General features: G+C 71.3%; 12 protein-coding genes and 1 pseudogene. 9 read left to right on the top strand and 4 right to left on the bottom strand.

Annotated features, from left to right (window positions below):
• Positions 1-41: 41 nt before the first annotated feature.
• Positions 42-1,001, bottom strand: coding sequence for a class I SAM-dependent methyltransferase (locus ACIQU3_RS24260; RefSeq protein ID WP_403729743.1), 960 nt, complete (start codon positions 999-1,001; stop codon positions 42-44).
• 225 nt (positions 1,002-1,226) lie between these two features.
• Here ACIQU3_RS24260 and rpsA point away from each other — a divergent pair, with 225 nt between their 5' ends.
• The 4 genes from rpsA (at position 1,227) to ACIQU3_RS24240 (ending at position 5,224) form a co-directional block, all read left to right on the top strand.
• Complete coding sequence (gene rpsA / locus ACIQU3_RS24255; protein WP_366709539.1) at positions 1,227-2,720, top strand: 30S ribosomal protein S1; 1,494 nt, start codon at positions 1,227-1,229, stop codon at positions 2,718-2,720.
• Between the two features lie 242 nt (positions 2,721-2,962).
• The gene (locus ACIQU3_RS24250; protein WP_403729747.1) at positions 2,963-3,901 is read left to right on the top strand and encodes a PAC2 family protein; all 939 of its coding nucleotides are present in this window, start codon (positions 2,963-2,965) and stop codon (positions 3,899-3,901) included.
• Positions 3,902-4,172: 271 nt separating this feature from the next.
• Complete coding sequence (coaE, locus tag ACIQU3_RS24245; protein ID WP_403729750.1) at positions 4,173-4,793, top strand: dephospho-CoA kinase; 621 nt, start codon at positions 4,173-4,175, stop codon at positions 4,791-4,793.
• 50 nt (positions 4,794-4,843) lie between these two features.
• Complete coding sequence (locus ACIQU3_RS24240) at positions 4,844-5,224, top strand: tetratricopeptide repeat protein (protein WP_403729753.1); 381 nt, start codon at positions 4,844-4,846, stop codon at positions 5,222-5,224.
• A gap of 104 nt (positions 5,225-5,328) precedes the next feature.
• On the opposite strand, the gene ACIQU3_RS24235 is transcribed toward ACIQU3_RS24240, so the two are convergent.
• The gene (locus ACIQU3_RS24235; protein ID WP_403729756.1) at positions 5,329-5,673 is read right to left on the bottom strand and encodes a DUF6343 family protein; all 345 of its coding nucleotides are present in this window, start codon (positions 5,671-5,673) and stop codon (positions 5,329-5,331) included.
• A gap of 579 nt (positions 5,674-6,252) precedes the next feature.
• Between ACIQU3_RS24235 and ACIQU3_RS24230 the strand changes: the two are divergent.
• Positions 6,253-6,962: pseudogene (locus ACIQU3_RS24230) on the top strand (class I SAM-dependent methyltransferase).
• Positions 6,963-7,120: 158 nt separating this feature from the next.
• Positions 7,121-7,582 carry a DoxX family protein gene (locus ACIQU3_RS24225; protein ID WP_403927688.1) on the top strand — a complete coding sequence of 154 codons (462 nt, stop codon included), beginning with the start codon at positions 7,121-7,123 and terminating at the stop codon, positions 7,580-7,582.
• 150 nt (positions 7,583-7,732) lie between these two features.
• Here the strand turns inward: ACIQU3_RS24225 and ACIQU3_RS24220 are convergent, their stop codons facing one another.
• On the bottom strand, positions 7,733-8,344 hold the full coding sequence (locus tag ACIQU3_RS24220) for an RNA-binding S4 domain-containing protein (protein WP_403927685.1): 612 nt from the start codon (positions 8,342-8,344) through the stop codon (positions 7,733-7,735).
• Positions 8,345-8,465: 121 nt separating this feature from the next.
• On the opposite strand from ACIQU3_RS24220, the gene ACIQU3_RS24215 reads away from it, so the two are divergent.
• Genes ACIQU3_RS24215 through ACIQU3_RS24205 form a run of 3 tightly spaced genes read left to right on the top strand, consistent with a single transcriptional unit; the run spans position 8,466 to position 11,165 of the window.
• Positions 8,466-9,083, top strand: coding sequence for an ArsR/SmtB family transcription factor (locus ACIQU3_RS24215; protein WP_403927683.1), 618 nt, complete (start codon positions 8,466-8,468; stop codon positions 9,081-9,083).
• A complete protein-coding gene (locus ACIQU3_RS24210; RefSeq protein WP_403729774.1) occupies positions 9,080-10,426 on the top strand; it encodes an MFS transporter in 1,347 nt (448 codons plus the stop codon). Before ACIQU3_RS24215 ends, ACIQU3_RS24210 begins: the two co-directional genes overlap by 4 nt.
• A gap of 34 nt (positions 10,427-10,460) precedes the next feature.
• Positions 10,461-11,165 (top strand): uracil-DNA glycosylase, encoded by a 705-nt coding sequence (locus tag ACIQU3_RS24205; protein WP_403729777.1) that lies wholly within the window; start codon positions 10,461-10,463, stop codon positions 11,163-11,165.
• 38 nt (positions 11,166-11,203) lie between these two features.
• On the opposite strand, the gene ACIQU3_RS24200 is transcribed toward ACIQU3_RS24205, so the two are convergent.
• Complete coding sequence (locus ACIQU3_RS24200) at positions 11,204-11,860, bottom strand: GntR family transcriptional regulator (protein WP_403927680.1); 657 nt, start codon at positions 11,858-11,860, stop codon at positions 11,204-11,206.
• Between the last annotated feature and the right edge of the window lie 50 nt (positions 11,861-11,910).

The following is an 11,910-nucleotide window of genomic DNA, read 5'->3' as shown; positions in this document are numbered from 1 at the left end:
CAGTGTCGTACGACCGGGACGCGGTCCCACGCGCGCGTGCGTCAGTCCCGCTCGCACACGAAGATCGCCGTACCCGGGATCAGGTTCCCGCGCAGCGGGGACCAGCCGCCCCACTCCGAGGTGTTCCACGTGGGCCACTCCGGCTCCACCAGGTCGACCAGCCGGAAGCCCGAGGCGACGACGTCCCGGACGCGGTCGCCGAGCGTGCGGTGGTGCTCGACGTAGACCGCCCGGCCCTCGTCGTCCTGCTCGACATAGGGAGTGCGGTCGAAGTACGAGGCCGACACCGACAGGCCCTCCGGCCCCGGCTCGTCCGGGAAGGCCCAGCGGATCGGGTGCGTCACCGAGAAGACGAGACGTCCGCGGGGCCGGAGCACCCGGCGCACCTCGCGCAGGACCTGACGCGGATCGGCGACGAACGGCAGCGCCCCGTACGCCGAGCAGGCCAGGTCGAACGAGCCGTCGGCGAAGGGGAGGGCGCCCGCGTCGGCGCACACCAGGGGAAAGGAACCGCCGATGCGCAGCGCGTGCTGGAGCTGCCGGTGCGAGATGTCCAGGGCGACCGGGCGCGCGCCCTGGGCGGTCAGCCAGCGCGAGCACTGGGCGGCGCCGGCGCCGATCTCCAGGACGTCCCGGCCCTTCAGCTCCTCCGGCGGACCGAGCAGCTCGGCCTCCACCTCGTCCAGACCCTCGGGGCCCCACACGAAGCGGTCGTCGCCGAGGAATGTGCCGTGCTCGACCTGGTACTCGTCCGCGTTGCGGTCCCACCAGCCACGATTGGCGCGGGAACTCTCCGAGGCACCGGCATCGCGCCGGGTGGCCTCGGGCTCGGACGCTTCGGACTCTTGGATGATCGGCTCCCTCGTATTAGTCTGCGGCTCTTCCGCCCGGCCGGTCCCGGCGGTGTCGCAAAGGGGGGCGTCGCGCGCCGCGCGTGGCCTCGAACGACAGGACTTGTGCCGGGTTTGCGGCGTTCGCCCCGCGTGGGCGGCTTCGCGCATTGACCCTGCCCGGCTGCCCCCGTATGCTACAAGTTGCGCTGCGGGCCTGCGCACCTCAGACGTAGCAGGCTGCGCTCGCATCTGTATGTATGTCCCCTCGGTTGTCGAGGCGCCACCGTTTTACGGAGTGGCGCTTCCTTGGCTGTCCGGCTTCTGCAGAGCGAAACGGGCTCCCGGCGTAGCAGTACCTACGACTTCAATGTCCGTACCGGAGCCCTTTCCCACATGACGAGCAGCACCGAGACCACCGCCACCACCCCGCAGGTAGCGGTCAACGACATCGGTAACGAGGAAGCCTTCCTCGCCGCGATCGACGAGACGATCAAGTACTTCAACGACGGCGACATCGTCGACGGCGTCATCGTGAAGGTCGACCGGGACGAGGTCCTGCTCGACATCGGTTACAAGACCGAAGGTGTGATCCCGAGCCGCGAGCTCTCGATCAAGCACGACGTCGACCCCAACGAGGTCGTCGCCGTCGGTGACGAGATCGAGGCCCTCGTCCTCCAGAAGGAGGACAAGGAAGGCCGCCTGATCCTCTCGAAGAAGCGCGCCCAGTACGAGCGTGCCTGGGGCACCATCGAGAAGATCAAGGAAGAGGACGGGATCGTCACCGGTACCGTCATCGAGGTCGTCAAGGGTGGTCTCATCCTCGACATCGGCCTCCGTGGCTTCCTCCCGGCCTCCCTGGTCGAGATGCGCCGCGTCCGCGACCTCCAGCCCTACGTGGGCAAGGAGCTCGAGGCCAAGATCATCGAGCTGGACAAGAACCGCAACAACGTGGTCCTGTCCCGCCGTGCCTGGCTGGAGCAGACCCAGTCCGAGGTCCGCCAGACGTTCCTCACGACCCTCCAGAAGGGTCAGGTCCGTTCCGGCGTCGTCTCCTCGATCGTCAACTTCGGTGCCTTCGTGGACCTGGGTGGCGTCGACGGTCTGGTCCACGTCTCCGAGCTCTCCTGGAAGCACATCGACCACCCCTCCGAGGTTGTCGAGGTCGGCCAGGAAGTCACCGTCGAGGTCCTCGACGTCGACATGGACCGCGAGCGTGTCTCCCTGTCGCTGAAGGCGACCCAGGAAGACCCGTGGCAGCAGTTCGCCCGCACCCACCAGATCGGCCAGGTCGTGCCCGGCAAGGTCACGAAGCTGGTTCCGTTCGGTGCGTTCGTCCGCGTGGACGAGGGCATCGAGGGTCTGGTCCACATCTCCGAGCTGGCCGAGCGCCACGTGGAGATCCCGGAGCAGGTCGTCCAGGTCAACGACGAGATCTTCGTCAAGGTCATCGACATCGACCTCGAGCGCCGTCGCATCAGCCTCTCGCTGAAGCAGGCCAACGAGTCCTTCGGTGCCGACCCGTCCGCGGTCGAGTTCGACCCGACCCTGTACGGCATGGCCGCGTCCTACGACGACCAGGGCAACTACATCTACCCCGAGGGCTTCGACCCCGAGACCAACGACTGGCTCGAGGGCTACGAGACCCAGCGCGAGGCGTGGGAGACCCAGTACGCCGAGGCGCAGCAGCGCTTCGAGCAGCACCAGGCGCAGGTCATCAAGTCCCGCGAGGCGGACGAGAAGGCCGCTGCCGAGGGTGGCGAGGCCGCCGCTCCGGCCGCGTCCGGTGGCGGTTCGTACTCCTCCGAGGGCCCGGACAACTCCGGCGCGCTGGCCTCGGACGAGGCGCTCGCCGCGCTGCGCGAGAAGCTGGCCGGTGGCCAGAGCTGAACGCTCGCCGCTGAGGCATAGCCGATAGCTGAGGGGCCGTACCTTTCGAGGTGCGGCCCCTTCGGCGTGCTCGGGCTTCACCACCGTCGTTCGGCTGCCGGCCGGTGGGGGCCACTCGCGCAGTTCCCCGCGCCCCCGAACGGGCTGCCCCCCCCGCCGTCAAGATCATGAATCTCCTCCTGCGGGAATGCCTGCGCCCGCAAGGGCGTTGTGGAGTGTGAACACGAGGAGGAGCGGTCACTGTGCTTGATCCGCAGGATTTGTACGCCTGGGAGCCGAAGGGACTGGCGGTCGTCGACATGGCGCTCGCCCAGGAGTCGGCCGGACTTGTCATGCTCTACCACTTCGACGGATACATCGACGCGGGCGAGACCGGCGACCAGATCGTCGACCGGGTGCTCGACTCCCTGCCCCACCAGGTCGTGGCCCGCTTCGACCACGACCGGCTCGTCGACTACCGCGCCCGCCGCCCGCTGCTGACGTTCAAGCGCGACCGCTGGAGCGACTACGAGGACCCCGCTCTCGAAGTGCGGCTCGTGCAGGACGCCACCGGCGCGCCCTTCCTGCTGCTGTCCGGCCCGGAGCCGGACGTGGAGTGGGAGCGCTTCGCCGCCGCCGTGAAGCAGATCGTGGAGCGGCTCGGTGTCCGCCTCTCCGTGAACTTCCACGGCATCCCCATGGGCGTCCCGCACACCCGCCCCGTCGGCCTCACCCCGCACGGCAACCGCACCGACCTCGTCCCGGGCCACCGCAGCCCGTTCGAAGAGGCACAGGTCCCCGGCAGCGCCGAGTCCCTCATCGAGTACCGCCTGCTCCAGGCCGGGCACGACGTACTGGGTGTCGCAGCCCACGTGCCGCACTACATCGCCCGCTCTCCCTACCCGGACGCTGCCCTGACGGTCCTGGAGGCCATCACGGCCGCCACCGGACTGGTCCTGCCCGGCATCGCGCACGCCCTGCGCTCGGACGCGCACCGCACGCAGACGGAGATCGACCGGCAGATCCGGGAGGGCGACGAGGACCTCACCGCGCTCATCGACGGCCTGGAGCACCAGTACGACGCCGTCGCGGGCGCCGAGACCCGGGGCAACATGCTCGCCGAGTCGGTGGACATCCCATCGGCGGACGAGATCGGCCAGGAGTTCGAGAAGTTCCTGGCGGAGCGAGAAGGCGACAACTGAGCTGGGGGACTGAGCCGGCGAAGGGGCGACCTGGGACAGGCCCCGGGGCCGATCACGTGGTCCGGGCAGACGGGGTGGTACGACCCTGGTGAGGGGGTCGGCTCGGGTGAGGAGGTCGACGCGGCTCGGGTGAGGTGGCCCGGGCGCCGGGTGATGGAGGTGTTTCACTACGCCGGTGGCACGAACCCGGTGCCGGGCCGCTCACCGGCCGCAGCCCCCGGGCCTGGCCCGGGCGAGGACCCTGTCGGCGGCAGGGCCTAAGCTGCGCACCATGTTGAAGGTGGGTCTGACCGGCGGGATCGGTGCCGGCAAGAGCGAGGTGTCACGGCTGCTCGTCGCGTGCGGGGCCGTGCTGATCGACGCGGACCGCATCGCGCGGGACGTCGTCGCACCGGGGACGCCGGGGCTCGCCTCGGTCGTCGAGGCCTTCGGGGAGGAGATCCTCGCCGCCGACGGCAGCCTGGACCGGGCCCGCCTCGGCGCCATCGTCTTCGCCGACGCGGACAGACTCGCCGTCCTCAACTCGATCGTGCACCCTCTGGTGGGCGCGCGCTCCCGCGAACTGGAGGAGGCCGCAGCGGAGGACGCGGTCGTCATCCACGACGTCCCGCTCCTCACGGAGAACGGTCTGGCGCCGCTGTACGACCTGGTGATCGTCGTCGACGCGGCCCCCGAGACCCAGCTCGACCGGCTCGTACGCCTGCGCGGCATGACGGAGGAGGACGCCCGCGCGCGGATGGCCGCCCAGGCCACGCGCGAGCAGCGCCGAGAGATCGCCGACATCGTGATCGACAACGACGTGCCGCTGGAGACGCTCGAGCAGCGCGTGAAGGACGTGTGGGCCGAGCTGGTGCGCAGGTCGCAGGCATCCCGGTCGGCCTCCACGGAATAGCGGCAGTCCGCGGGGGCGTTGAATCCGTGCAGTGAGGGAAGGACTCAGCCGTGCCCGAGACCAGCGGTTCGACCGGACGTACCCCGGAAACGCATGTCATCGACTTCCGTGCCGCCGAGCAGCTCCTCGCGGCACGGGACCCCAGGGGCGCGGTGAAGCTGCTCGACGGCGTCATCGCCACGCACCCGGAGAACACCGCTGCGCGGCTGCTGCGGGCGCGTGCGTTCTTCGCGGCGGCGCAGCTGAGGCCCGCGGAGCTGGAGTTCCAGATCGTCCTGGAGCGGGAGCCGGACAACGCGTTCGCGCACTTCGCGCTTGCCCGTACGTATGAGCGCCAGAACCGCCCCGACCAGGCGAAACGCCACTTCCGCCTCGCTGCCGCGCTCGACCCCAACCCGGAGTTCCTGAAGGCCGCGCGCTTCGATTCGTAAGGGCTCGTGAGACGTGTTTCGTAAGGGCTCGTGAGACGGGTGGGGCCCTTGGCCGCGGGCGCCTCATGGGCGTGGGCGGTCCGCCGGCCGGCGGGTGGTGTGCCCTATGCGCCGTCATCGGGTGGTCGGCGGCGGGGTGGCGTGTCCCGTGAGTGCCGGTCCGGCGGCAGGCGGGGCGGTACGCCTCGTGGATGTTCGTCCAGTGGCTGGTAGGGCGGGATGTCGGGGCCCGGCTGGTAGTGCGGGCCCTGCCGGATGTGGCGCAGCACCACGACCAGGTCGACGGTGACGATCAGCAGCAGCACCCCGCAGGCGATCGCCCACCCGCTCCGCCCGGCGAGGGCGAACGCCACCGTCCCGAAGAGCGCCCAGACCAGCCCCCACAGGCTCAGCCAGAAGCGCGCCCGCAGGGCACTGCGCGCGGTCCGCGGTTCACTGCCTGTACGCATCGTCGATCACCACTCCTGTCTGCAACGTACTCTTCGGAACGAGGGTCCACCAAGGCGGACGGGGTGCGGAGCATGCTGCCGGGCGCCGAGAGGCTGGCAAGAGCCGAGGCCGACACGCTGCCCGGGGCCGAGGCCGACACGCTGCCCGGGGCCGAGGCCGACACGCTGCCCGGGGCCTAGGCCGATGAACTGCCAGGGGCTGGGGCTGGGGCTGGGGCTGGGGCATGGGCAGGGGCCGGAACCTGGGATCAGGGCCTGAGGCCTGGCATTCGGGACCTACCGACCCCACGAGCCTCCGAGCCGCCGCTGCTGTAGCCGCGGGGAACTCCGAGCTGCTGGGCACCTGGAGCCGCTGGGAACTTCGCGCTGCTGGGCACCTGGAGCCGCTGGGAACTTCGCGCTGCTGGGCACCTGGAGGCGCTGGGAACTTCGAGCTGCTGGGCGCCTCGCCCGCACAGCTCCTCCCCGCCCGTGTCCTCGACTCCGGCCTCGCCTGCCTCGTTCACTCGGTCGGGTGAAGGCGGGGGCTGCGGGAACGGGTGTGCGGAGGCCGCCCGTTGGACGGGCATGGAGATGAAGATGCGTGAGGGGTACGAGGGGACGGGACCCGGGGCCATCACGCCGGACGGCTGCGCAGTGGAGCTCTACGCCCGGCTGCCTGTCGGGGACGAACCGGAGGTTATCGCGGCGGCGGTCCCCGCGGGCGCCCGCATTCTGGAGCTCGGCAGCGGAGTCGGACGCATGACCCACCCCCTGCTGGAGCGCGGATTCACGGTCACGGCGGTGGACGAATCCGCGCCGATGCTGGAGCGCGTGCGCGGCGCACGGACGATATGCGGCCCGATCGAGGAGCTGGATCTGGGCGAGACGTTCGACGTGGTGATGCTGGCGTCCTTCCTCGTGCACGCGGGGGACGCCGATGTACGACGCGGCCTGCTGCGCACCTGCGTCCGCCACGTCGCGGAGGGCGGCTGCGTGCTGATCCAGAGAGAGGGCGAGGACTGCCACGAGAACGTGCCGCGCGAGCGGAAGGACCCCGGCGGCTTCACCGTCCGGATCACCTCGTCGAAGCCGGTCGGCGACGGGGTCAACTCCGTGCGCGGGAGTACGAGTTCCCGGACGCCGTCTGGACCCAGAGGTTCCGATCACGGCCCCTGACCAAGGAGCAGTTCGAGGAGGCACTGAAGGAGGCGGGCCTGAAGGTCGACCGCTACCTGACAGAGGATCGGATATGGGTACGCGCGATCCCGGCGGCCCCGGGCGTCGGCGGGGGGAGAGTCCGTGGCTGATTGATGCGTGGACTCAACTGCGCTGTCCATGGCGTGTGATGGGCTGAAAGCCCGGGGTGACTTTTCCTGCTCCACATCCTCCGAGGCGATGAGTTCCGGTGCGAGGGCCGGTCTACCTCTCCGACACCACGGCCGATCGCTTCCACCAGGAGACCTTCATGTCAGATACCACCGCTGCCGCCACCGCCGACTCCGCTCCGGCCGGCGCCGTCATCGCCGAGTCCGCAACCCCTCGCGGGCGGCGCGCGCGGATCGCCCTGCGCACTCTGGAGGTGCTGCTCGCCCTGTTCTACGCGGTCGCGAGTGCCCTGCCCAAGCTGATCGGGCACGAGTCTGCTGCCGAGTCGTTCGAGAGGCTCGGTTGGGGGAGCGCGGGGATGTACACCATCGGTGCGCTCGAACTGGCCGGGGCGATCGCCCTGTTGGTCCCGGTGCTTCAGTCAGTGGCGGCGATGGCGCTGGGCGCGTTGATGGTGGGCGCGTTCATCGTGCAGATAGCCGTCTTCGACGGGCAGTACGCGGCGACGCCGTTGATTCTCATCGTGCCGCTCGCCCTCATCGCGTGGGCGCGGCGCGGGCGCAACGCGGATCTGCTCAGCCTGCTGCGGCGTAGGGGGTGAACGTAGGACCAGGACCAGGACCAGGACCAGGGCCAGGTCCGGGTCCGGGGCCGATCCGTGGAGTGGCTTGGCTTCTCCGGTTTTGTCGGGACCACCCGCGTGCAGCGCGCTGCCCGTGGTGACCTGTCAACAGTGCACGGCTCGATCAACTCAGGGTCTCGTCTTGCCCGTAGCTCCGCCGAAGGGCCTGCCGGGTACAGGGCCGGGGCCGGACACGCTGCCCGGGCCCGTCACTCCACGCAGGCGTTCCATGTCGCGGCGCTCGCGCTTGGTCGGGCGGCCTGCTCCACGGTCGCGGATGCCCGCGGGGGCGACGGCCTCGCGGGGCGGAGGCGGCGGGGAGTTGTCGACGTAGCACTGGGTGGCGACGGGGGCGCCGACCCGCTTGCGGATCAACCGCGTGACGACGACGATCCGTTCACGGCCTTCGTGCCGCAGGCGTACCTCGTCACCGACGCGGACGGCATGCGCGGGCTTCACGCGCTCGCCGTTCACGCGGACGTGGCCGCCCCGGCAGGCGGTGGCTCCCATGGACCGGGTCTTGACCAGACGTACGGCCCAGATCCAGCTGTCGACGCGGACGGTCGAGCCGGCCTGCGGCCCGGCGGCCTCGGCAGCGGCGATGGCCGCGGCGACCTTCGGGTCCAGGGGCTCCGCCGCGCCCTGCCTGCCCGCCTCGGCGCCTGCGCCGACGGTCCCGGCGGATTCCGCGGGTCCCTCGGTCCCGTCCGCCCTGTCGTACTCCGCTCCTTCAGAAGCCATGTTCCCGACCTTAGTCCTCCCGGAAGCCTCGCCGGGCGGAACGGCGGCCCCCGACCATTCTGCAAAACAAATTCTGCAAAAACTCTTTTGCCAAGTGGACGCCGGTGCCTACCCTCCCGGCATGGACAGCGATGAGCACGTGCGTCGACTCGACCCTGAGCACGACACCGCCGCCTTGAAGGCCCTCACGCACCCTCTGCGTATCCAGCTGCTCGGGCTGCTGCGGCAGGACGGCCCGGCGACGGCGAGTGAACTGGCCGCGCGGACAGGAGAGTCGTCGGCGTCGACCAGCTACCACCTGCGGGTGCTGGCGAAGTACGCGTTCATCGGCGAGGCGGAGCATCGCGACGGGCGGGAGCGGCGCTGGCGGGCGCTGCACACCGTGACGTCCTGGAGCAACGAGTCGATGGAGTCCTCCGAGGCGGGCCGGGCCTTCGTCGGTCTGGCACGGCGGCGGCAGGTGGAGCACCTGGAGAGGTCCCTCGCCCGGCACGAGGCGGACCTGGCGGCCGGGCGCCTCGGCCAGGAGTGGGTGGAGCCGTCCGGGATCAGCGACCTCATGCCCCGGCTCACGGCTGAGTCGCTCACGGAACTCTGGGACACGGTGGCCGGGAAACTGGAGGAGCTGACGGCCCGGGACGCGCACGACCCGCGCGCGGAGAACGTGCTGCTCCTCACCGCGGGGCTGCCCCTCGCCCCGCCCGACCGTGAGGACACGGACCGGCAGGGCACCTCATGACCGAGCTGCCGGGGGCAGGGGAGGCTCGCCGGCGTTACGCCACCGTCTGCGCGCTCCTGTGGCTGCCATCGGGTCTCGGCCTGGCCTCGCTGGTTCTGCTGCTCAGCGAGCGCGGCATGTCACTGGCCACGATCGCGGGGCTCTTCGCCGCCCAGTCGCTCACCGTGGCCGCGCTGGAGCTGCCCACAGGAGGGCTCTCCGACGTGCTCGGGCGCCGGCCGGTACTGGCCGTGGCCGGTGTGCTCAACGCGGTCGCCGCCGTCCTGGCCGGCCTCGGCACCACCGCGGGGGTCCTCACGGCGGGCCTGGTGTTCATGGGGGTGGGCCGGGCCCTGTCCAGCGGCACGGCCGAGGCCTGGTACGTCGACACCGTCCAGGCAGGCTCGGGCCCGGACGCCGAGCTGCGCACGGGACTGGCCCGGGGCGGGTCGGCGACCTCGGGCGCGCTCGCGGCCGGCATGCTGCTCGGCGGCGCCCTGCCCTGGCTGCTCTCCTTGGGGCCCGACCTCGGCGGCCGGCTCAGCGAGGCGACGCACGGGGTGGTCCTGCCCCTGTCCGTTCCCCTGCTGCTGGGAGCCGCCGTCAGGGTCGTCTTCGTCTGCTACGTGCTGGCCGTCCTGCGCGAGCCGCCGCGGCCACCCGCCACCTGGGGTTCGGTGCTGCGCGACGTCCCGGGCACCGTCCTGGGCGGACTGCGCCTGGGCGGACGGGACGCGCTGGTACGCCGGATCCTGCTCACCGCAGCAGCCGTCGGAGGAGCCCTCACCACCATCGAACTGCTCGTCCCGGGCCGTACCGTCGAGCTGACCGGAGCACCCGGCTCCGGAGCGATGGCGTACGCCGTGCTCTCCTGCGCCGGATTCCTCTGCAACGGTGTGGGCAGTCACCTCGCGCCGCTCACCGCCCGCGTCGCGGGCGGTGGTGAGCGGGCCGTGCTGGTCTGCCTCGGCACCGGGGCTGCCGGCCTGGTGCTGCTCGCCGTCACCGCGACCTCCGTGCACCCGCTCGCGACGGCACTCGCGATCGTCGGCTTCTGCTTGCTCTATCTCGGCGTCGGCGCCGCCTCGCCGAACCAGAACGCCCTCCTGCACCGCCGCGTCACGGGAGCGGGCCGCGCCACCGCCCTGTCCGTCCAGTCCCTCGCGCTGCAACTGGCCGGCGCGCTCACCGGCCTCGTCGTCGGTGCGTTGCGACCGGGACCGCTGCCGTGGCTGCTGACCGGTGCGCTGCTGCTGACCGGGGCGCTGCTCTGGCTGCGCCGCGTCGGCGCACGGTCCGCGCCGGACACAGCCGTCTCCTCGGGTCGCGCGCCGGGATGTCCTGAGCGTTCTGTCCCCCGGTGAGAGGAATGGTCCCCGGCGCCTCTACGGTGGAGTGATGGACGTCAGCGGTCTTCCCCTCCTCGACCGGCGCATCGCGGACTGCAGGGCCTGCCCGCGGCTGGTCTCCTGGCGCGAGGAGACGGCCCGGGTCAAGCGGGCCGCCTTCGCGGACTGGACGTACTGGGGACGGCCCGTGCCCGGTTTCGGGCCGGCGGACGCCCGGCTGCTGATCGTCGGACTCGCCCCCGCGGCGCACGGCGGGAACCGCACCGGACGGATGTTCACCGGCGACCGCTCCGGCGACGTGCTCTACGAGGCGCTCTACGACGTGGGCCTCGCCTCCCAGCCGGCCGCCGTGCACGCCCACGACGGCCTGGAGCTGAACGGCGTGCGCGTCACCTCGCCCGTGCACTGCGCCCCGCCCGCCAACAAACCCACCCCGGAGGAGCGGGACACCTGCCGCCCCTGGCTCGTGCAGGAACTGCGGCTGCTGCGCCCGACGCTGCGGGCCGTGGTGGTGCTCGGCGGTTTCGGCTGGCAGGCCGCGCTGCCCGCGTTCGCCGAGGCCGGCTGGTCCGTGCCCCGGCCACGCCCGGCCTTCGCGCACGGGGTGCGCGTCCCGCTGGACGGACTGGAACTGTTCGGCTGCTTCCACGTCAGCCAGCGCAACACCTTCACCGGCCGGCTGACCCCCACGATGCTGCGCGAGGTACTGCGCACGGCCGGGAACGCGGCGCAACTGCCCACCAGAGGCGGTTAGAAGGCGGCCGGTTCCCGAGGCGGCGTGGTGCCGCGGCGCTAGGGAGCGGCCTCTTCGCCGAACAGGTGGCGGACCGTGGAGCGGTAGTTGGTCCGTACGTGCGTCAACGCGTGCGCGCGGGCCCGGTCCGGGTCGCCCGAGGCGATCGCCTCGTACAGCTCGCGGTGTTCCACGAGGAGCTGGGGCCACTCCTCGTTGCGCCGGGTCATCCAGCGCAGCCGGCCGGCGACCGGTTCCAGTGCCTCGGTCAGCAGGCTGTTGCCGGCCATCGCCACGATACGGTCGTGCAGCCGGCTGTTGACGTCGGTGATCGTCTCGGCGTCCCCCGCCTCGGTGGCGGCCGCCGCTCGGCCGATGAGTTCCCGGACCTCGGCCAGGTCCTCCCGCGTCGCGCGGGCCGCGGCGAGTCCGGCGGCGTAGACCTCCAGGGCTTCTCGCAGTTCGAACAGTTCCTTGACGTCGGTCGGGGTGAGGCGGCGTACTACCGTGCGGCGGGGTGTCTCGAAGTGGACGAAGCCCTCTGCCACCAAGGCCCGGATCGCCTCCCGGACCGGCACGCGCGAGACGCCGAAGCGTTCCGCCAGTTCGCGTTCGACCAGGCGGTCACCGGGAAGCAGGCTGCCCGCGATGATCTGCTGCCGCAGCTCGGACGTGACGCGTTCGCGCACCGCTCCCAAGGGTTCGATCTTCGTCATGCAGCCATCCTCGCCGACGCGAGGGGTCTTTTACGGAGCGTTAACAGGAG

Source organism: Streptomyces sp. NPDC101110 (assembly GCF_044759525.1).
Taxonomy (GTDB): Bacteria; Actinomycetota; Actinomycetes; order Streptomycetales; family Streptomycetaceae; genus Streptomyces.
This window is presented reverse-complemented; position numbering and strand designations above follow the sequence as displayed.